This is a genomic window from Ruegeria sp. HKCCSP346, from assembly GCF_017872595.1.
Lineage (GTDB): Bacteria > Pseudomonadota > Alphaproteobacteria > Rhodobacterales > Rhodobacteraceae > Ruegeria.
In genome coordinates, this window is the sequence record NZ_JAEDOT010000004.1 from 281316 (window position 1) to 302527 (window position 21212).

Sequence of the window (21212 nt, forward strand, 5' to 3'; positions counted from 1 at the left end):
CCGGAAAGTACCAGATGACAGCGCATATTCAAACCGACACACGGTCAAACATGATAGGCAGCCTCTGGATGGTTGCCGCGATGGCCGGTTTTGCGCTGGAGGATGCGTTGCTGAAGGCAGCCTCAGCCGCGCTGCCGATCTGGCAGGTCCTGGTTCTTTTCGGCGCGGGCGGGTCGGTGATTTTCGCTGCGGTGGCTCGGGCCCGCGGGCAGCGGCTGCTGCAACCTGACGTTCTGTCCCGCCCGATGAAAATTCGGGTGCTGTTCGAGGTCTTTGGTCGGTTGTTCTATGTTCTGGCCATCGCACTGACGCCGTTGTCCTCGGCCACGGTGATTCTGCAAGCCACGCCTCTGGTCGTTGTAGCAGGCGCCGCGTTGTTCTTCGGCGAGACAGTCGGTTGGCGGCGTTGGAGCGCTATCTTTGTCGGCATGATCGGCGTTGTCGTCATCCTGCAACCCACCGGAGACAGCTTTTCGCTGCTGTCGATACTGGCGGTGCTGGGAATGCTGGGATTTGCCGGACGTGATCTGGCCAGCCGCGCAGCACCTGCCACGCTTGGAACCGAAGTCCTGGGGTTCTACGGCTTCCTCAGCATCATCGTGGCCGGCGTGGCCTATCGGTTCTGGGAGGGCGCGCCGATTGCACCGGTTGGCCTTCACACCAGCGTGCATCTGATCGGTGCGGTGCTGATGGGCGTAATGGCCTATGCGTCGCTGATGAAGGCGATGCGCACCGGCGAAGTGTCCGCCGTGACCCCGTTCAGATACACCCGGCTGTTGTTCGGCATCGGGCTTGGCGTAGCCATGTTTGGAGAGAGGCTGGATCCCAACATGTGGATCGGCAGCGCGCTGATCGTCGCGTCGGGTCTTTATATCCTGTGGCGGGGCCGGCAGGCCTAGCCCTTGTCGTGGAAGAAATCGTAAACCTTTTGCGCCAACCCGGCCGAGATTCCTTCGACCGCTTTCAGATCAGCCAGATTGGCCCGGCTGACGGCTTTGGCGCTGCCGAAATGGGTCAACAGAGCACGCTTGCGCGCAGCCCCTACCCCTGGGATTTCATCCAACGGCGTTGCACCCACGGCCTTGGCGCGTTTCGCACGATGGGTGCCGATGGCGAACCGGTGCGCTTCGTCCCTGAGGCGTTGAATGAAATACAACACAGGGTCGTTGCGTTTCAGCGCAAAGGGGCGCTGGCCGATCCGGTGAAACTCTTCCTTGCCGTGGTCGCGGTCGACCCCTTTGGCGACGCCGACCATGGGAATGTCTTCGACCCCATGTTCGACCATGATCTGATGCACCGCGCTTACCTGCCCGGCACCGCCATCGATCAGCAACAGATCGGGCCACAGCCCTTTGTCGCGGTCCGGGTCTTCCTTTTGCAGTCTGGTGAAGCGGCGGTTCAGCACCTCTTTCATCATGCCGAAGTCGTCACCCGGTGTCAGGTCATCACCGCGAATGTTGAACTTGCGGTAAGCGTTCTTCATGAACCCCTCGGGGCCGGCCACGATCATGCCGCCGACAGCATTGGTGCCCTGAATATGAGAGTTGTCATAGACCTCGATCCGTCCAGGCGGACCATCCAGATCGAACGCCTCGGCCAGCCCGCGCAGCAACTTGGCCTGCGTGGCACTTTCCGACATGCGGCGGGCCAAAGCCTCGCGCGCGTTGCGCAAGGCACCGGCAACAAGTTCCTGTTTTTCGCCACGCTGCGGCACAAGGATTTCGACCTTGCGCCCGGCTTTCTCAGTCAGCGCGTCCTGCATCAGATCCACATTTTCGATTCCGTCCGACAGGATCAGCTGACGCGGCGGCTCCTTGTTGTCATAGAACTGGCCCAGAAAGGCCTCCATCACCTCGGCAGGTGAAACATCCGGGCCGACGCGGGGATAGAAATCCTTGTTGCCCCAGTTCTGGTTCGCACGGATGAAAAACACCTGCACGCAGGCCTGACCGCTGTCCATATACAGGCCGATCACGTCCGCCTCGGCCACACCGCGCGGGTTGATGCCCTGAGAGGTCTGCACCTGCGTCAGAGCCCGGATGCGGTCACGCAGACCTGCGGCGCGTTCGAACTCCATCGCCTCGGATGCGGCCATCATCTGCTCGGCCAGTTCCTCTTGCACCTTGGTCGAGCGGCCCGACAGGAAGCGTTCGGCGTCCTTCACGCTTTCACGGTAATCCTGCTCTGAGATCAGGCCGACACACGGCCCGGAACACCGTTTGATCTGATACAGAAGGCATGGCCGCGTTCGGCTGTCGAACATCGAATCCGAGCAGTTGCGCAGCAGGAACGCTTTTTGCAACTGGTTCAACGTCCGGTTCACCGCACCGGCACTGGCGAAGGGGCCGAAATAGGCACCTTTTTCCTTCTTCGCCCCTCGGTGTTTCTTGATCTGCGGAAAGTCATGATCCTTGGCGACCAGTATGTTCGGAAAGCTTTTGTCATCCCGCAACAATACATTGTACTTGGGTTTGAGCTGCTTGATCAGGTTCTGCTCCAGCAGCAGGGCCTCGGTCTCGGTTCGCGTGGTCAGGAACATCATCGAGGCCGTCGCGGCGATCATCTTTTCGATCCGCCCCGAATGACCCGGCCGTGTGTAATTCGACACCCGTGCCCTGAGATTTCGGGCTTTGCCAACATACAGAACCCGGCTGTCTGTATCGAGCATGCGGTAAACGCCCGGAGAACTGTCCAGCGTTTTTACATAGCGCTGAATGCAGGCATAGCCGGTGGGGGATGATTCGCTGTCGGTGGTCATGATCCTGAGATATGATTCTCTGGCAATGGCTGCAATCTCACGCTTGTCAGATCAAGAGAAAACAAATCCACGGTTTCTGTGGATAAGTGTGAAGATAAAATTCCGGAAGATCAGAAATCCCCTTGTTTCCTTGCCTTTTCCTTTACTTGCACAAAAAATAGGCAACTTATCAAGTGTTTGTTTTTAAACATTATTTTTTTGCATACTTAGCAAGTGTATGAAAAAAAAGACATTTTTGTAACGCACATGTAACACGATTGAGAGCGGTGCAAAACTTGCAGCAGAATTACTTATTCTACACCCAGAACATCCGGAGTTTTCCAACCCAGATGCTGACCGCCGTCCACACATAAAAGCTGTCCGGTGACCGCGTGTGCATCCAGAAAGTACCCAAGCGCAGCGGTTATGTCAGACGGGTTGGATCCCCGCTCCAAAACGGTATTTGAACGCTGTGCCTGGAAATGTTCTTCGCTTTGGCGGTGGCCCTGCATCGTTGGGCCCGGCCCGATCGCATTGACACGGATCGTCGGAGACAACGCCTGCGCCGCCGTTCGGGTCAGCGTCCACAAACCCATTTTTGCGATGGTGTATGACATGAACTCGGGCGTCAGTTTACGCACACGCATGTCCACCATGTTGACGATGAGGCCGGTTGCAAGCGGTTCGCCATTTTCATCTGTTCCGGCGCTCAGCCCCTGACCGGCCATGGCCTGCGTCAGCACAAAGGGCGCGCGCAGGTTGCTGTCGAGATGTCGATCCCAGCTTTGCCGGGTTGCCGTGCGGATGTTGTCGTATTCGAAGATCGAAGCGTTGTTCACCAGACACGTGATCGGCCCGCCCAGCGCCTCGGCCGCTTTGGGCAGCAGCGCCTGAACCTGAGCTTCATCCAGCAGATCGGCCTTCAGGGTCACGGATTTTCGGCCCAGGGCCTGTACCTCTGCCGCCGTCTCCTGCGCCGGACCTTCGGATGAGGCGTAATGCACGGCCACATCGAAACCTCGATCTGCCAGATACAGTGCCATGGCCCGGCCCAGACGAATACCGGCACCGGTGACTAGGGCTCGGGTCATTCTTCACCTCGTTTGGTCAGATCACACCAGCAATACGATGACGTAAAGCACATAAAGGAAAGTCAACACCATCCCCCAGACGCGCGAGATGTCGCGTTTGAGGAATACAAACGGAACCAGCAGCAGCGATGCGCCCAGCATGACCCACAGATCGAACCGAAGGAATTCCGGATCGACCGGAATGCGCCCGAACCAGGTTGCGATCCCGATGATGGCCAGAAGGTTGAACATGTTCGAACCGATCACGTTGCCCAGCGCGACATCGGCCTGTCTGCGCAATGCGGCCATAAGCGTCGTCGCCAGTTCGGGCAAAGAGGTTCCAACCGCGATCAGGGTCAGGCCGATGACCGTTTCACTGACCCCATAGGTTCTTGCGATGACGGTCGCGTTGTCGACAAGCAAGTGCGCACCCATCGGAAGCCCCACCAACCCCAGGATCAGGTAAATCGATACCTTCCAGTAGGGCATGTCAGGGTCGGCTTCCTCCAAGCCTTCAAGCTCGTCATCATCCGCGCAAGCCTCACCACAGGCCTTGCGATGTGCTTTCGCCTCACGAAAGGCAGTCATCAGGACAAGACTCAACGCCGCCAGCAGGATCAGACCGCTGAAGAATGTGAATGTTCCGCTAAAAGCCAGCCCGATGAACAGAACCGTCGCCAGCAGCATGAAGACGTAATTCCTGCGGCTGTCACATTCACTGGTGTGAATCGTAGCCAGCAATGCGGGCAGTCCAAGAACCAACAGGATGTTGGCCGTGTTCGATCCGACAACGTTGCCCAGCGCAATACCGGGAGCGTTCTCTTTCAATGCGCTGATGGCGATCAGCAACTCGGGTGCAGACGTTCCGAAGGCCACTATCGTCAGGCTGACAATCAACGCCGGAACACCCAGACGCAAGCTCAGGTTCACAGCACCGCGCACAAGCGCATCGCCTGCAAGCAGCAGAATCAACAGCCCAAGACCAGACAGCAGCCAAGTGGTGATCAAGTCCGACCTCCTTTTTCGCAGGCACAAGGGCCTTTGCCTATGCGAAACCGTCCGCAGCGCGGACACTTGGCCGAACTCAGTTTCTTCTGCCCCGGAAAGCGCAGTTTACCGAACATCGCCAGGACACCCATGCAGATCAGAAAAAGTGTGACAGCCTTGATGATCACGTCACAAACCAAAACGCGCGTAGGCCGCACGCTCCTCTAATCCGGCAATGGCATCCTGTGCCAGGCTGGCCCCGAACCGAGACCAGATCGGTTTGCGCACGCCATAACGGCGGAACTTGACCTTGTCGCCAAACCGTTCCTGCATCTTGGGTTTCAGATGGGCGATACCGTCGATCAAACCCAGTTCATGCGCCCGACGCGCCAGCCAGACTTCACCCGTGAACAGGTCGGCACTGTGATCCAGCTTGTCACCCCGGCGGGCTTTGACATGCGCGATGAAGTTTTCGTGGATGTCGCCCAGCAGCCCTTGCAAGCGTGCCACATCCTCTTTCTTTTCCGGCGAAAAGGGATCCAGCATCGATTTCGATTTGCCCGCTGTATGAACGCGCCGCTCGAACCCCTGCCGCGCCAGGAAGACATGCGCGCCAAAACCTGCCGAAATGACTCCGATTGAGCCAAGAACCGAACTGTCGTCGGCCCAGATCTCATCCGCGGCGGCCGCCAGCCAATACCCTCCGGATGCCGCAACATCTTCGACAAACCCGATCACGGGCACGTCCAGCTCTTGCGACAAACGCCGAATTCGGGCGCCAATCAAAGAGCTTTGTACAGGCGACCCGCCCGGAGAGTTGATCTCGAGCGCGACAGCCGCAGGTTTCCCCTTTCGAAACGCCTTGTCGAGAACCGGGGCCAGGGTGGTATCGTTCAAGGACCCGCGACCGGCCATTCCAATGGAACCGGACAAACGGACAACGGCCACGCAAGGGTGCTTTTTTACGAACGGCAGGCTGAGCTTCATGGGTGCCGATGTAGAGTGCCCCCAACCCGTAAACAAGGGACTCTGCCGGCGTAAAACGCGACGTGAACCAAATTCACACACCCGATGGGCAAAAATGCAACGCCTTGGCGAGGATCAACTGCGAATGCGCCAGCCGGTTTTAAATATCCAGCCTATGACGGCCAGGCACAGCCCTGTAAAAGCGACAATGGCAAGAAGGCTGAAAACGATCGGCACATCTGCCAGCCCGTAAAAGGACCAGCGGAAACCCGAAATCAGATAGACCACGGGATTGAACAGCGTGATGGTCTGCCACAATGGCGGCAGCATCGAGATCGAATAAAACGTGCCCCCCAGAAAGATCAGTGGCGTCACCACCAACTGCGGCACCAGCGACATCTGCTCGAAATTGCTGGCCCAGATGCCGATGATGAATCCGAGCAACGAAAAGCTGAGACAGGACAGGATCAGAAACGCGGCCATGGCGAATGGATGCTCGATCCGAATATCGACGAAAAACGTCGCGGTGACCAATATCACCAACCCCACGAACAACGCCTTGGTTGCGGCGGCACCGACATATCCGATCACGATCTCGATGAAATTGACCGGAGCGGATAACAGCTCGTAGATGGTGCCCAGAAACTTGGGGAAGTAAATTCCGAACGACGCGTTCGAAATCGACAGCATCACCACCGACAACATGATCAGCCCCGGCACGATGAACGCACCGTATGAAACGCCCTCGACCTCTTGGATACGGCTGCCGATGGCGGTGCCAAACACCACGAAGTAAAGCGACGTGGACAGAACCGGCGACAGAAAGCTCTGTGCCAGAGTGCGAAAGAAACGGGCCATTTCGAACCGGTAGATGGCAGCGATCGCGGTCCAGTTCATGCGGCCTCTCCCGATACCAGATTGACAAAAATCTCTTCCAGGCTTGATTGTCTGGTCTGCACGTCGCGCAACACCAACCCGGCCTCGGACACGTCATTCAGCAAGGTCGTTATGCCGGTACGATCCGCATGGGTATCGTAGGTATAGATCAGACAATCACCCGCGCCGTTGAGGGCCAGATTGTGGCTGACCAGATTATCGGGAATCCGATCGATGGGCTCGGTCAGCATGACTTCGATCTGCTTTTTTCCCATCTGCGACATGAGTGTGTCTTTGTCCTGCACCAGCAAAAGCTCACCCTTGTCGATGACGCCGACACGATCCGCAATCGCTTCTGCTTCTTCAATGTAATGGGTGGTCAGAATGATGGTGACACCGTCCCGTTTCAGTTCCGCCACAAGCTCCCACATGTCCTTGCGCAACTCGACATCCACTCCGGCAGTCGGCTCGTCCAGAAAAAGCACACGGGGTTCATGGGCCAGGGCCTTGGCGATCAGCACCCTCCGCTTCATGCCGCCGGACAATTCCTTGATCGCGTTGTTGCGCTTGTCCCACAGGGACAGCTTGCGCAGAATCTCTTCGATCCGCGCGTTGTCCTTGCCAAGTCCGAACAGCCCGCGTGACAGTCGAACCGTGTTCCAGACCTTTTCAAACGGTTCCAACGCGATCTCTTGCGGTACAAGCCCTATCATCCTGCGCGCCGCGCGATAATCGGACTGGGTGTCATGTCCGCCAACCCTGACCACCCCCGAGGTCGGAGTCGTTATTCCACAAATCGTCGAAATCAGGGTCGTCTTTCCGGCCCCATTTGGCCCCAGAAGCGCAAGTATCTCACCCTCTTCAATATCCAGAGACACACCTTTCAGCGCCTCGAACCCATCCGCGTAAGACTTGCGAAGTTCTTTGATGGACAAAATGGTCGTCATATCCGTTCCCCGTTCCGACCGCGACCCTATCGCGCCGAACCAGCCTGTAACAGGTCAATTTCGCACAACGTGCTGCGCATTCTGTAATGGTTGTCAGAACCATGCTCAATTCCAACTTGCAATCCGTCAACCCACCCGCAAACTCTGCCACAACGGAGGGCGCCGATGCTGAATGGAATACGCATAGTCGAAATAGAAGGACTGGGCCCCGGTCCGTTTGCCGCCATGCAGCTAGCTGATCTGGGCGCCGACGTCATCACGATCCACCGCAAAGGCCAGGCAGTAACACCGGGCATGCCCGACCGCTCGCTTCTGGACCGCGGCAAACGATCGATTGCGCTTGATCTGAAGGATCCCGAAGATCTGGCGACCGCCCGTCGCCTGATTGACACGGCAGATGCACTGATCGAAGGCTTTCGCCCCGGCGTGATGGAGAAGCTGGGTCTTGGCCCGGATCTTTGCCTGACCCGCAACCCAAAATTGATATATGGCCGCATGACCGGCTGGGGGCAGGATGGTCCGCTGGCCGACACGGCAGGACATGACCTGAATTACATCGCCTTGTCCGGTGCGCTCTGGTACGCCTCTCTCCCGGATCAGCCGCCTCAAACCCCTGCAACCCTGGTCGGCGATATCGGCGGAGGCGCCATGTACCTTGTCGCGGGCATCCTGGCAGGTTTGATCAACGCGCAAAGAACCGGGAAAGGCACCGTGGTCGACGCCGCCATCTACGACGGCTCGGCCCATATGATGAACCTTCTGATGACCATGCGCCAAACCGGAAACCTGTCTGAAACCCGCGGCCAAAGCCTGTTGGACGGCCCGCATTGGAGCCGAACCTACACCTGCGCGGACGGCGGATTTGTTTCGGTCCAATGCCTCGAACCAAAATTCTACGCCCGATTTCTTGAAATCCTGGGCCTGTCCCGGGACCCGGCGTTCCAACAACAGTACACCCGCAAGCTCTGGCCCGACCTGACCCGGCGCCTGGCCGAGATCTTCTCATCCAGGCCGCGCGACCACTGGGCCAAACTGTTCGACGGATCAGATGCCTGCGTCGCCCCGGTACTCAGCCCCGACGAGGCCACAGCCCATCCGATGAATGCAGCCCGTCAATCCTGGCGCCAGACAGACGGCACCCTACAGGCCGCCGCCGCCCCACGCTTCTCCACACACCAGTGGCAACCAAAGCCCAGCCCGGCCCGCGGCCAGCACACAACCGAGATCCTGAATGAACTCCAAGCCCCAGAAAGCACCTGACACACTCTTCATCTGGCCAGAAATATCCCGGGGGTGAATTGGCCAGCGGCCAAGAGGGGGCTGGCCCCCTCCCACGCGTTCTACCCGCCGCGCACCGTGTCGATCATCAGCTGAACGTTGTCCGGGTCGGCATCCGGAGTGATCCCATGGCCGAGGTTGAAAATATGCGGCCCTTTGGAAAAGGCGCGCACGATGCGCCGAGTCTCATCCACCAGCGCCTGATCGCCAGTAACCATGTGCGACGATGCCAGATTGCCTTGCACACAGCCATCAATCTGCACGTTCTTAGCCGCCCATTCGGGCGACACGGAATTGTCCAGCGCCACGCAATCCACGCCGGTCGACCTTGCAAACCTGACATACCCGTCGCCTGCTTCCCGTGGAAATCCAATCACGGGGATGCCAGGATGACGTTCCTTGATGGCCTGCGTAATCACCCGGCACGGCTCCACCGCGTATTTGCGGAAAGCTTCGCCCGTCAAAGACCCCGCCCAACTGTCAAATATCTTGACCACCTCGGCTCCGGCGTCGATCTGAGCGGACAGATATTCAATCGTTGCCGCGGTGATGCGGTCCAACAGCGCCTCGAACAAAGCGGTATCACCTTCGCGCAACGCATGCGCGGGACCCTGATCCGGCGTGCCGCGCCCTGCAATCATGTAGGTGGCCACAGTCCACGGCGCACCTGCAAATCCGATCAAGGTGGTTTCCGACGGCAATTCCCGCGAAAGAATGCGCACCGTCTCGTAAACCGGTGACAGTGTCTCGTGAATCGCGTCAACAGGCTTCAACGCATCAAACTCGGCCTGCTGCGTGATGGTGGATAAACGCGGCCCTTCACCTGTCACGAACCAAAGGTCAGCCCCCAGCGCCTGTGGCACAAGAAGGATGTCGGCAAACAGGATCGCCGCATCGAACCCATATCGCCGAATTGGCTGCAAGGTAACTTCTGCTGCCAATTCAGGATTGTAGCACAGTGACAGGAAATCCCCGGCCTGAGCACGTGTGGCCCGGTATTCCGGCAAATACCGACCCGCCTGACGCATCATCCAGATCGGCGGCACATCCTGTACTTCGCCCGCCAGCGCCCGCAGCAGCTTCTTTGTCTCGGCCATGTTTGTCCCCAGCATTCAGGTTTTGGCAACGGGTCGTCCTTCGGCGGCAATTTGTCAAGCTCAGCCCCCATTGTCAGGGCAATGTGACGCGACTAAAGCTGTGCACATGACTTTGACCCTGCCCACCCCCGCATCGCCCCTCAGAATCGGCACTCGTGGCTCGCCGCTGGCTCTGGCTCAGGCCTATGAAACGCGCCAACGCCTGAGCGATGCCTTTGATCTGCCACAGGATGCGTTCGAAATCGTAGTGATCAAGACGACCGGTGACAATCGCGCCATGATCGACGCGGATCGACCGCTGAAGGAAATCGGCAACAAGGGCCTGTTCACCAAGGAAATCGAAGAGGCGATGCTGCGCGCCGAGATCGACATCGCCGTGCATTCAACAAAGGACATGCCCGTTGAACAACCCGAAGGGCTGGTCCTGGATACGTTCCTGCCGCGCGAGGATGTGCGCGACGCCTTCATATCTCCGCGATTGGGCTCGATCCACGATCTGCCCGAAGGCGCCGTTGTGGGCACCTCGTCTTTGCGGCGGCGGGCGCAGCTGCTGAACCGGAGGCCGGATCTGAAAGTGGTCGAGTTTCGCGGAAACGTGCAGACACGGCTGAAAAAGCTTGAAGACGGGGTTGCCGATTGCACGTTTCTGGCAATGGCAGGCATTCGCCGTTTGGGAATGGAAGAGGTTCCGGCCAGCGCCATTTCCCCTGACGACATGCTGCCAGCGATCGCGCAGGGCACCATCGGCATCGAACGGCGCTGCGACGACATGCGCGCAGCCGAAATGCTGGACGCGATTCATCACACCGAAACGGGATGGCGCCTGGCGGCAGAACGCACATTGCTGGCCGCGCTGGACGGGTCCTGCGAAACCCCGATCGCCGGTCTTGCCGAACTGGACGGCGACAAACTCAGGCTGCGAGGCGAAGTGCTGCGCCCGGACGGAACGGAAACCGCCAGCAGGGATATGACCGGCCCCGTCGAGGATGGGCCTGAGATGGCCCGCGCGATGGCGGCTGAACTGCTTGAACAGGCGGGACCTGATCTATTCGATTGGAAAAATTCACAATAAGTTTTCCTAGTGTGAACTTGATCACTGTAGAAGGCGGCGCGATCAGGCATTAATGTGACATACCGAAGAGGAAGTCGGGTCAGTCTCGAAAGTATCGAAAAGTTTTCAGATTGCCGGTGTTTTAATCAGTATTCGAGGGGGCGAGGCTGACCCCCGGCTTCCAAAGGTAGCGGGTCGCTGTTGAGTTCAACGGCGACCCGTTTACGTTGTGCCGGATTGCGTTGTGCCAGACCCGCGTTCAGGAAATCGCTTCAACGGCGTGACGTACGGCCTCTCTGGTCTGTTCCAGATCCGCTTCGGTAACCGCCAGAGACGGGTACAGTTTGCCCGGAGCCTTGAAGACCCCATGCGCCCGCAACGTTGCATTGTACGTGGCGTTGCGTTGCGGATCATCATGGTTTGCGCTGCGATAGTCCCGACATTCGGCCTTGGTGAAATATATGTCGAACAAGGTCTCGTCACCGCTGATGCGATGGGCGATGCCCGCCTCATTCAAAGCGTCCGATTGCATCTGCTGCAACTGCCTCCCAATCGAGCGCAGGTTTTCATAGGTGCCGTCGCGCCGCAAAACCTCCATCGTCTTCAGCCCCGCCACTGAGGCGACGGGGTTGCCGGACAAAGTGCCCAACTGCATAAGCCAGCCCTGTTCTCCGACCTTCGATTTGTCGAAATGCTTCATGATCTCGGTGCTGGCACCCAATGCCGCCAGAGGGAAGCCACCACCGGTGATCTTGCCAAGCGTACAGATATCCGGGGTCACGCCATATCGCTCTTGTGCGCCGCCGTAAGCCAGACGGAACCCGGTGACGATCTCATCAAAAATCAGCAGCACACCAAATTTGTCGCACAAGGTCCGCAAGCCCTGCAAAAACCCCGGCTCGGGCGGGATGATCCGCTGCAAGGGTTCGACCATGATCGCAGCGACATCGTCATGTTCGTCCAGCAGCGCCGCCACCGCGTCAAGATCATTGAAAGGCGCGATCAGCATCTGCTCGGCCACGCTTTGGGGGATGCCGGCACTGTCGGGAACGGCCAGCGGGAAATTGACCCGGCGGCTGGGGGCCAGGCTCATCTGCGCCTCGGCGCTCATTCCGTGATACCCCCCTTCGAACTTGAGGATCTTGTCGCGCCCGGTATAGGCACGCGCCAGCCGCATGGCGTACATGTCAGCTTCGCCACCAGAGGCCACGAAACGCACCTGCCCGCAACAGGGGACGGCTTCGATAATGGCCTCGGCCAGTTCTATGCCCTTGCTGTTGTTGGCAAAGAAGGTCATTCCTTTGGGCAGTTGCTCCAGCACCGCTTCCATCACCTCGGGGTGACCATGGCCCAGCAGCATCGGGCCGGACCCGATCAAATAGTCGATATATTCGTTCCCGTCCTCGTCCCAGACATGGCTGCCCTCGCCACGGGCGATGATGATGCCCGGATCGAAGTTGCCGAAACCGCCAGCTGGCAGAACCTCTTTTGCGCGTGCTATCCACTCGGACTGTGTCTGGATCTTCAGCATCTCAATCAATCTCCAAAATCGGGGCGCCAAGAATTTCGAGGTCAGGTGTCACACCTAAACCCGGGCCTTCGGGCGGTGCAATCCGGCCGTTTTCACGGTTTGGTGCGTCAGGGCACAGGCGCGGGGCAACGTAAGAGGACAAGTCGCAAGTGTTCATCAGCGATCCATGCGGGGTTGAAGCCGCAAAATGCAGCGAGGCCGCCGTGACGATATCCGATCCCCAGGTGCATTCCGCACAAATCTCGGCGCCCAGCTGCGCGGTCAGATCGCGTGCACGACGCATTGCCGAAAGACCGCCGAATTTCGACAGTTTCAGCGCCACCGCGTCCATGCATCCCAACTCATGCGCCCGCATCAGCGATGCAAGATCAAAAGCATTTTCGTCGATCTTCATGGGCAGACCCGTCGACTGACGAACAGCGGCGCAATCTTCCAGTGTTTTACAGGGCTGTTCCAGCATCACATCCAGATGCGCCACCGCGCGCCCGGTTCGCGTTGCCTGAAGGCGCGATGCGCCGCAGTTCCAGTCGCCATACACAAGCGGTCCGGTTCCCACGGCTTCGCGCACTTTGATCAGCCGCTCGGTATCGGCTTGCCAATCACCCTCGACACCCAGCTTGACCTGGAATTGCCGAATGCCCGTCTGAAAGGCTGCCTTGGCGATGCGCGCCATTTCGTCCGGCGCGATACATGTGATCGAATGATAAAGTGGCATATCTGCCCGCGTCCGCCCGCCCAGCAACGCATAAACCGGCACCCCCGCCGCGCGGCCGAACAGATCCCACAGTGCAATGTCGACGATCGATTTCGCATAGCTGTGGCCTTGCAGAAATCCGTCCAACTTTCGCATCGGTGCGTCAACCCCAATTGGCGAAATCCCGAGAATCTCGGGACCCATTTCAGCGATGGCCCCCGGTACTCCATTTGCATAGGCGGGCAGATAATGCGGGATCGGACAGACCTCGCCCCAACCTGTCAGACCTGTATCCGTCTCAAGACGCAGGATATGAGACGTCACGGTCGCGCAGGTCTTGCCGCCGGCCATGTGATAGGTTTCATGGCTGGTCAGATCGACGGACCAGAGCGTTATCTTGTCAATTCTCAAGCATATTCTCCTACTGGATCACCCAATGCAGCTTCGTCCGGATGCACGCCCAGCCCCGGCGCTTCGGGCAGATGCAGATGGCCATCGACGTTACGGGGCCCTCGACCACCTGCAACATCAACCGTGATCATGTCCTGACAGGCCCAAACCGCGTGGCAATGATCATCCGGGATCGTGGCGGCCAGATGCAGCGCTTCGGTATCGGCCAGAACCGTTCCGCCGGTGGCCATCACGAACATGTCTATCCCATGGGCCAGCGCGATATCGCGCATCCGCGCGGCCTTGGTCAGGCCACCCACGCGATTCAGCTTGATCCCGAATATCTGGGCCAGACCATCGTGGGCAATCCGGACGGCATCCTGCAAGGTCACAAGGGACTCGTCCACAGACACAGGGGACGCATGAAGCCTTGAGATCGCAGCGATATCATCCAGTGTTTCGCAGGGTTGCTCGAACATCACGTTCAGGTCTTCGCAGGAGCTCATGACCCGCAAGGCCTGCTGGCGCGTCCAGCCACGGTTGACATCATACAGAACAATCTCTCCGGGCTGCCGGATGCTTTCCACATCCCGCACACGGGCAATGTCTCGCTCGACATCACCGCCGATCTTTACCGAATGCGCGATATAGCCGCGCTTGCGATACCGCTCCATGACATCGCGTGTTTCCTCGACGGTTTTTGCCCCGACCGAGGACGCAATCGGGCGCGGTGTACGCGATCCGCCGCCCATCAGATCGGCAATCGGCAAGCCCGCCGCCTGACCGGTAATATCCCAGCAGGCCATGTCTATGGGGCTTTTAGCATAGAGATGTCCGGGCAAGGCTAGATCCATGGCCCGTTCCACGTCCAGCACGCGCCGCGGATCAAGCCCCAGGATGAAGGGGGCCATCGTTTCGATCCCGGCCCGGATGCCCGGCCCGTGCGCGGGTACATAGGTGTGCCCCCAGGGCGTGCCCTCGCCCCAGCCAACCAGACCGGTATCGGTTTCGAGCCTGACCAGCGTCGCATCAAGCGTTTCGAACTTCAGGCGCCCCCCGGAAAGCCAATAGGGATGCTCGAGCGGCAAATCGACCTGAAAAACGGTAATCGTTTCAATCTTCATAGAGCATACTCCGCCACGGGTGCGCCGAGGCTTTCAAAATCGGGGGTTACACCCAATCCCGGCGTATTGGTTGCATAAAACTTTCCGTCTTTAACGACAGGACCGCCGACGCCCGTAGATCGCGTGTTGTAGTGCATCAGATCCGTGGTGTTCTGCAGGTATTCAGGCGGGGTCGACGCCGCAAAATGGGCGACAACCGATGCGATGGCCGTTTCAATCGCGTTTCCCGCACCCCAGGCATAGGTGCCGCCGACATAGGGAAGCCCGGTCTGGTAAATTCGGATGCGGGTGATTTTCATGCGGCGTCCATTCTGGGCAGGTCGCCCATCCCTTCGCCTCGCCACAGGACAAAGGTCAGGATCGGTTGGTCCGTCGTTGTCATGGCGTGGCTTTGCCAGCTTTTGTGCTGTCGTGTCTGGTGCGGGCCGACGAAGGTTTCATCCTCGTTGCTGCGAAAAACTGCTCCGCCCGCAAGGGTCAGATACAGCTCTTCCGCCTGATGGCTGTGCCAGTCATAGTCCAGACCAGCGCCCCAATATCCAACGTAGCCGCGCAATTGGGTCGAGTGGAAATGCCCGGTCGGTCCGAACAGTTCGTAATACCCGTACCGATTCAGGAAATCCGCACCGACTTCCTCTTCGGTGTATGTGTGTTTCCATTGCGCCAGATGCGCGCTGGCCTTGATCGCCGCGACCAGATCACGGGTTGGCGCCACGCCATCAAGGCCAAAATCGCCCACCAGATCGGTCGCCGGAATGTGAGCAGGCTGCAAACCCGTCGGTGTCAGATCGTCCGGCCATGATGCAAACGCGGCAAGGTCACGATGCGCCTGATGCAATTGGCGGGCCGCCTCGAGAACATCATCCAACGTCATGGTACCACCACGATGTTGCCGGTATGCTGTTTGGCGATGAACGCCGCTTGCGCGTCCCGCAACTCCTCCAAAGGATAGGTTGCGGCCAGAGCCGGCTTGATTTCACCGGCTTCAATATATGTCACGAGGTTCTTCATGACCTCGGGTCCGATCACGGTTGAACCGGTGAAGGTCAGATCGCGCAGATAGAACGTCCGCAGGTCAAGTTCGACCATCGGACCTGCAATGGCCCCCGAACAGGTGTAGCGCCCGCCGCGCTCCAGTACGTCGATCAGGTTCGGCCAGTAAGGGCCACCTACCACATCGGCGACCACGGTGATCTTCTCGTCGCCCAGCGCCGACCGCAGATCTTCAGGTGTGCGGGGCAATATCACATCTGGGCCAAGATCGGCCACGTCGGCGTGTTTGGATTCGGATGCCATCGCAATCACACGCGCGCCACGGCGTTTGGCCAATTGAACCAATGCACCACCCACCCCGCCAGAGGCACCGGGTACAAGAACGGTGTCTTTTTCCGTCACGTTGGCACGGGACAGCATCCCTTCAGCGGTAGAATAGGAACAGGAGAATGTGGCCAGTTCGGCATCCGACAGGTCCGAAGTGATCGGCACCGCATTGACCGCCAGAGTCGTGGTATATTCGGCGAACCCGCCATCGCGTTCCGAACCGAAGTACCCTGTCTTGTTCATGTTGCCGGGATCAGCCGGATCTCGCAGCCAGCCATCCGTGATGACACGCTCGCCTATACGAGCGCTGTCCACGCCCTCGCCAACGGCAACGATACGGCCGCAGACATCTGCGCCCTGAATGCGCGGGAAGGTAATCGGGTTGCCGCCCCATGTCGGGTCTTCTTCACCGACTTCCTCGAATGCGCCACCGGTGGTCGCATCCGTTACGGTCTTGGAATACCAGCCGGACCGCGTATTGACGTCGGTATTGTTCAGGCCGCAGGCTGCGACCCTGATCAGAACTTCACCAGCCGCAGGTTCTGGGCGCGGCCAGTCTTCCTGCATCACCATCTGTTCCAGACCACCATGGCCCATTGTGACCATGGCTCTCATCGTATCGGGCAGGCTCATCAAGCGGTCTCCAGTATGGCGTCACTGCGGGGCAGCAAACTGTCGGGGTCGTAGGCAGGTTTGTCCAGAACACGGGCGGTACGGGGTTGGCCATGGATCACGACCTCCAGCTGTGTCCCGGCCTTGGCCGCTTCGGGCTTGAGGTATGCAAAGGCCAGAATCTTACCGACGGTGTGGCCATACGCGACCGACGCCGTGGACCCGACGACGCGCCCGTCCAGCAGCACCGCCTCTCCGCCATGCCCATCAATCTCTCCATCCGGTTCAATTGAAAGATAGGCACAGATCCAGGGCAGATCGGTGTTGAGCGTCTTGTCCTTGCCCAGATAATCCTTGTCGGTGCGCGCAAAACGCAGCACGTCGGCCTCGGCCAGAGTGACCTCGTTGGTCAACTCGCCCGCGCCTTTGAAGCCCTTCTCCATCCGCATCACATTCATGGCAAAGCTGCCGTAGTCGGTGATGCCATACGCCTCACCTGCCGCCCAAAGCGCGTTGTAGACGTCGAGGCAGGCAGCGTTGGGCATGTGCAGTTCCCAGCCCAGTTCCCCGGCATAGGACATGCGGAAGGCCCAGACCTTGTGACCGGCGATGGTGATTTCCTGCGCGGAAAGCCAGCGGAACCCGGCATTGGTCAGATCGGCATCGGTACAGCGCGCCAGCACATCCCGCGATCGAGGACCGTTCAGCGACAGGGCCGACCAGTCCGCGGACAGCGCGGTGATCTGCACATCCTCTTCCGCGCGCTGCTGCGCCAGATGATCCAGCAGGCGCTGTTCGAATAAGGCCGCACAAACCAGATAGAAGCGGTCAGCGGCCATGCGGACAATCGTGGTCTCCAATTCGATACGGCCGCGACGGTTCAGCATATGGGTCAGCGTGATCGAGCCGACCTTCTGCGGCATCCGGTTTGCGGTCAGCCGGTCAAGCAGGGCATAAGCCCCCGGCCCCGAAACCTCGACCTTGGTGAAAGCGGTGACGTCCATGATGCCGACGCTTTCACGAACGGCTTTGACCTCGGCCGCGACCATGTCGTCGGCAGATGTGCGGCGGAAGGAATAATGGTCGCGCTGTTCCACCCCATCGCGGGCAAACCAGCGGGGGCGTTCGAAACCATACACTTCTTCATGCACCGCGCCCTTGGATTTCAGCAGCTCATGCAGCGGCGACGGCTTGATCGGTCGCCCGGCCAGACGGTTGAAATGTGGAAAGGGGATTTCATGGCGCAGGCAGTAGTCTTCTTCGGCCTTGATCACCTGCCAATCCTTGGTCGCATAGCTGCCGAACCGGCGCGGATCGTATTCGCGCATCGAGATATCGGCGGCACCATGCACCATCCACCGCGCCAGTTCGCGGGTCAGACCCGGCCCCCAGCCGATGCCGATCTGGGTCCCGCAACAGCACCAATAGTTCCGAACCCCCGGCGCTGGTCCGATCAGCGGATTGCCATCCGGCGGGTGCGAGATCGCCCCGTGCACGTCGCGCTGAATACCGAGTTCGGCAAAGATCGGCATCCGGTTCAGGCTTTCCTCAAGCCACGGCATCACCCGGTCGTAATCCGCGTCGAACAACCAGTTTTCGTATTCCCACGGGCAGTGATCATGCCAGACCGAGTTCGGGTTCTCTTTTTCGTAAATCCCGATCAGACCGCGCTGCTGCTCCATCCGGATATAGCCCGAGACCTTGCGGTCATCACGGATCACCGGCAGTTCGGTGTCCAGGTTCTGGAATTCAGGCACCGGCTCGGTCACGAAGTAATGGTGCGTCATCGAGGTCATCGGCAATTGCAGCCCCGACCATTCGCCCATCTGACGGGCATAAGTGCCGCCTGCGTTCACCACATGCTCGCAGGTGATGGTGCCCTGCTCGGTCTCAACCGCCCACTCGCCATTCTCGGCCTGCGTGATGTTGGTCGCGCGGCAGTTGCGGAAGATACGTAGGCCTTTCTGACGCGCACCGGTCGCCATCGCCATGGTCACGTTGGTTGGATCGACATGTCCGTCATCTGGTGTGTGCAACGCGCCTAAAACACCTTCGAGATTGTAGAACGGGTGCAGTTCGGCCACCTTTTCGGGACCAACAAGCTCGATATTGAAACCCAGCGACCGACCAACCGACAGGGTGTGGCGCAGCCAGTCCATCTCATCCTCGGTATAGGCCAGACGGAACGAACCGCAGCCATGCCATGTGACGGGCTGGCCGGTTTCGACCTCCAACTGACCAGAGTACAGGCCAATATTGTAATCCACGCATTTGCCCAGTCCAAAGCTGGACGTCGAATGCGTGATCTGACCCGCTGCATGCCAAGTGCTGCCGCTGGTCAGCTCGGCCTTCTCCAGCAGGACGGTATCAGCGCCCCAGCCTTCATGCGCCAGATGATAGGCCAGACCGACCCCCATCACGCCGCCTCCGACAATGACCACACGGGCGTGTGACGGCAGTTCGTTCCCGGACATGATTTTTCCTCTTCCCGAGTCGCGTTTCTGCTCGACAGGCTAATTCCACAAATGTACCATCGTCAATCATGAATGACACAAATGTATCATCAACCGTTCTGGACCGCCTGAGCCAGGAGTGGGACGCCCTTACCCCCGAGGCGCAGAAAGCCGCGCGTTACGTTCTGGAAAACCCAACGGATGTTGGGGTTTCAACCGTGCGCGAGATTGCCGAGGCGGCCAAGGTCAAACCCAATACTTTCGTGCGCATGGCCCGGCAGGTGGGCTTCGAAGGGTACGAAGATTTCCGGGCCCCCTTCCGCGAATCGATTCGACGGGGCAACGTGTCGTTTCCAGACCGCGCGCGTTGGTTGCAGGACATTGGCAAGTCAGGGGAACTGGGTGGGCTTTATGCCGATATGGTGGGCGCGGCGATCCGCAATATCGAAGAAACCTTTGCCGGAATCGACGCTGCGACCCTGAAGGCCGCCGCCGAGGTTATCTGGAACTGCCGCCAGATATTCACGCTGGGCGTTGGCGTCAACAACGCGAACGCGCGCAATTTCACCTATCTTGCGTCGACCGGGATGAAGCAGTTTCACGCCATTCCCCGCCCCGGCTCGACCCCGGTCGATGATCTGGCCTGGGCCGATGAGCAGGACGTACTGATCGCGATCACCTGCCACCCCTATCGCACCGAAGTCATCGAGGCGATCAAGCTGGCTCGGCAACAGGGTCTGACCGTCATCGGTATTTCCGACAGCCCGGCCAGCCCGGTGATCCTGAACGCCCACCACGGCTTTGTCGTCGCCGCCGACACGCCGCAGTTCTTTCCGTCATCCGTTTCGACGATTGCCTTGCTGGAAACGCTGCTGTCCTTCGTGATCGCAGTGTCCAGCGATGAGATCGTCGAGCGGGTGGAACGGTTTCACCAACGCAGACACCAACTTGGCCTCTACGCGGAGGAGCCCGAATGAACGCACCCCTGACCCACTCACTGGACGCGCGATACTATACCGACCCTGCGATTTTTGAGCAGGAAATGCAGGGGCTTCTGGCCCGAACGTGGCAGTTTGCGGGCCATGTCGCGCAGGTCCGGGAAACGGGGGATTACTTTGCGTTTGAGATCGCCGGCCAGAACCTGTTCTGCATTCGCGGCCGCGACGGCGAAATCCGCACCTTCTATAACGTCTGCCAGCACCGCGCGCATGAAATGGTCACCGGCGCGGGCAACACGCGTGTCGTCGTCTGCCCCTACCACGCCTGGACTTATGAGCTGTCCGGTCACTTGCGCGCCGGACCCAACATCAAATCCGTCCCCGGGTTCGACCGCAGCGCTATTTGCCTGACCTCGGTGCGCACCGAAGTGTTCAACGGTTTCATTTTCGTCAACCTCGACGACAACGCCGCGCCAATGGATGAATGGTACCCCGGTGTGCGCGAGGAAATCCGCGCATTCGTCCCGCATATCGACGATCTGGAACCGCTGGAATGGGTCGAGATCCCCGAAAACTGCAACTGGAAGGTCAGTGTCGAGAACTACTCGGAATGCTACCATTGCCCGACCAACCACCCGACCTTTGCCGAAGGTGTGGTCAAGCCCGAAACCTATGACATTCAGCCGGACGCGGGCGGCGGCTACGTCCTGCGTCACACAACGGAATGCCAGAGCCTCGACAAGATGACCTATCCCATCGACCTGTCGGTACCGCACGCGGGCGATTACCAATCGTGGTTCCTGTGGCCGATGTTCTCGTTTCAGTGTTATCCCGGCAACGTGCTGAACACCTATCACTGGCGCGCGGTTGATGCCGATCACTGCACCGTCTGGCGCGGCTGGTACACCGAGGGAGGCTCGGACAGTGCGGTTATCCGGCAACTGGCGGTCCAAGACCGCGAAACGACGGTCGAGGAAGACATCCGCCTTGTGGAATCCGTTCATCGCGGGCTCAAGTCGCGGGGCTATCGCCCCGGACCGCTTGTTCTGGATCCGGGCTGCGGGGTGATGTCGGAACATTCCATCGCGCGGCTTCAGCAATGGATGCGCGAGGCTGTGGATTAGTGGCCGAGGTAGCACGC

At 59.2% G+C, this 21212-nt stretch carries 19 protein-coding genes; 5 read left to right on the plus strand and 14 right to left on the minus strand.

Going from position 1 to position 21212, the window contains the following annotated elements; all coding sequences use genetic code 11:
• Positions 1–14 precede the first annotated feature (14 nt).
• Positions 15–899 (plus strand): DMT family transporter, encoded by an 885-nt coding sequence (locus I9185_RS14295; protein ID WP_210093374.1) that lies wholly within the window; start codon positions 15–17, stop codon positions 897–899.
• Here I9185_RS14295 and uvrC read toward each other — a convergent pair.
• The 6 genes from uvrC to I9185_RS14325 all read right to left on the minus strand — a co-directional run bounded on the left by uvrC (position 896) and on the right by I9185_RS14325 (position 7583).
• Positions 896–2758 carry an excinuclease ABC subunit UvrC gene (uvrC, locus tag I9185_RS14300; protein ID WP_171635096.1) on the minus strand — a complete coding sequence of 621 codons (1863 nt, stop codon included), beginning with the start codon at positions 2756–2758 and terminating at the stop codon, positions 896–898. The genes I9185_RS14295 and uvrC overlap by 4 nt on opposite strands.
• A gap of 290 nt (positions 2759–3048) precedes the next feature.
• Positions 3049–3828, minus strand: a complete 780-nt coding sequence (locus I9185_RS14305) for an SDR family oxidoreductase (RefSeq protein WP_171724318.1) — start codon at positions 3826–3828, stop codon at positions 3049–3051.
• Between the two features lie 21 nt (positions 3829–3849).
• Entirely contained in the window at positions 3850–4812 is a 963-nt protein-coding gene (locus tag I9185_RS14310) for a calcium/sodium antiporter (protein WP_171635180.1), read from the minus strand.
• 171 nt (positions 4813–4983) lie between these two features.
• Complete coding sequence (locus I9185_RS14315) at positions 4984–5781, minus strand: S49 family peptidase (RefSeq protein ID WP_171724319.1); 798 nt, start codon at positions 5779–5781, stop codon at positions 4984–4986.
• Positions 5782–5895: 114 nt separating this feature from the next.
• On the minus strand, positions 5896–6657 hold the full coding sequence (locus I9185_RS14320) for an ABC transporter permease (protein ID WP_117870556.1): 762 nt from the start codon (positions 6655–6657) through the stop codon (positions 5896–5898).
• On the minus strand, positions 6654–7583 hold the full coding sequence (locus I9185_RS14325; protein WP_210093375.1) for an ABC transporter ATP-binding protein: 930 nt from the start codon (positions 7581–7583) through the stop codon (positions 6654–6656). The genes I9185_RS14320 and I9185_RS14325 overlap by 4 nt, the downstream gene beginning before the upstream one ends.
• Positions 7584–7748: 165 nt before the next feature.
• Here I9185_RS14325 and I9185_RS14330 point away from each other — a divergent pair, with 165 nt between their 5' ends.
• Entirely contained in the window at positions 7749–8843 is a 1095-nt protein-coding gene (locus tag I9185_RS14330) for a CaiB/BaiF CoA-transferase family protein (RefSeq protein ID WP_171724321.1), read from the plus strand.
• A gap of 80 nt (positions 8844–8923) precedes the next feature.
• Here the strand turns inward: I9185_RS14330 and hemE are convergent, their stop codons facing one another.
• On the minus strand, positions 8924–9958 hold the full coding sequence (gene hemE, locus I9185_RS14335) for a uroporphyrinogen decarboxylase (RefSeq protein WP_210093376.1): 1035 nt from the start codon (positions 9956–9958) through the stop codon (positions 8924–8926).
• 106 nt (positions 9959–10064) lie between these two features.
• On the opposite strand from hemE, the gene hemC reads away from it, so the two are divergent.
• Positions 10065–11030 carry a hydroxymethylbilane synthase gene (gene hemC / locus I9185_RS14340; protein ID WP_171724322.1) on the plus strand — a complete coding sequence of 322 codons (966 nt, stop codon included), beginning with the start codon at positions 10065–10067 and terminating at the stop codon, positions 11028–11030.
• 238 nt (positions 11031–11268) lie between these two features.
• On the opposite strand, the gene I9185_RS14345 is transcribed toward hemC, so the two are convergent.
• Genes I9185_RS14345 through I9185_RS14375 form a run of 7 tightly spaced genes read right to left on the minus strand, consistent with a single transcriptional unit; the run spans position 11269 to position 19154 of the window.
• The gene (locus I9185_RS14345) at positions 11269–12540 is read right to left on the minus strand and encodes an aminotransferase class III-fold pyridoxal phosphate-dependent enzyme (RefSeq protein ID WP_210093377.1); all 1272 of its coding nucleotides are present in this window, start codon (positions 12538–12540) and stop codon (positions 11269–11271) included.
• A gap of 1 nt (position 12541) precedes the next feature.
• The gene (locus I9185_RS14350) at positions 12542–13645 is read right to left on the minus strand and encodes an enolase C-terminal domain-like protein (protein WP_210093378.1); all 1104 of its coding nucleotides are present in this window, start codon (positions 13643–13645) and stop codon (positions 12542–12544) included.
• Positions 13642–14748, minus strand: a complete 1107-nt coding sequence (locus tag I9185_RS14355; RefSeq protein WP_210093379.1) for an enolase C-terminal domain-like protein — start codon at positions 14746–14748, stop codon at positions 13642–13644. The genes I9185_RS14350 and I9185_RS14355 overlap by 4 nt, the downstream gene beginning before the upstream one ends.
• Positions 14745–15047 carry a hypothetical protein gene (locus I9185_RS14360; protein ID WP_245223568.1) on the minus strand — a complete coding sequence of 101 codons (303 nt, stop codon included), beginning with the start codon at positions 15045–15047 and terminating at the stop codon, positions 14745–14747. Before I9185_RS14360 ends, I9185_RS14355 begins: the two co-directional genes overlap by 4 nt.
• Entirely contained in the window at positions 15044–15622 is a 579-nt protein-coding gene (locus tag I9185_RS14365) for a dimethylsulfonioproprionate lyase family protein (RefSeq protein WP_210093380.1), read from the minus strand. Before I9185_RS14365 ends, I9185_RS14360 begins: the two co-directional genes overlap by 4 nt.
• Positions 15619–16701: an alcohol dehydrogenase family protein gene (locus I9185_RS14370; RefSeq protein WP_245223569.1), complete on the minus strand. Its 1083-nt coding sequence runs from the start codon at positions 16699–16701 to the stop codon at positions 15619–15621. Before I9185_RS14370 ends, I9185_RS14365 begins: the two co-directional genes overlap by 4 nt.
• Entirely contained in the window at positions 16701–19154 is a 2454-nt protein-coding gene (locus I9185_RS14375; RefSeq protein ID WP_210093381.1) for an FAD-dependent oxidoreductase, read from the minus strand. The genes I9185_RS14370 and I9185_RS14375 overlap by 1 nt, the downstream gene beginning before the upstream one ends.
• 68 nt (positions 19155–19222) lie before the next feature.
• Here I9185_RS14375 and I9185_RS14380 point away from each other — a divergent pair, with 68 nt between their 5' ends.
• A complete protein-coding gene (locus I9185_RS14380; RefSeq protein WP_171724328.1) occupies positions 19223–20110 on the plus strand; it encodes a MurR/RpiR family transcriptional regulator in 888 nt (295 codons plus the stop codon).
• Positions 20107–21195 (plus strand): aromatic ring-hydroxylating dioxygenase subunit alpha, encoded by a 1089-nt coding sequence (locus I9185_RS14385; protein WP_171724329.1) that lies wholly within the window; start codon positions 20107–20109, stop codon positions 21193–21195. The genes I9185_RS14380 and I9185_RS14385 overlap by 4 nt, the downstream gene beginning before the upstream one ends.
• Positions 21196–21212: the final 17 nt, after the last annotated feature.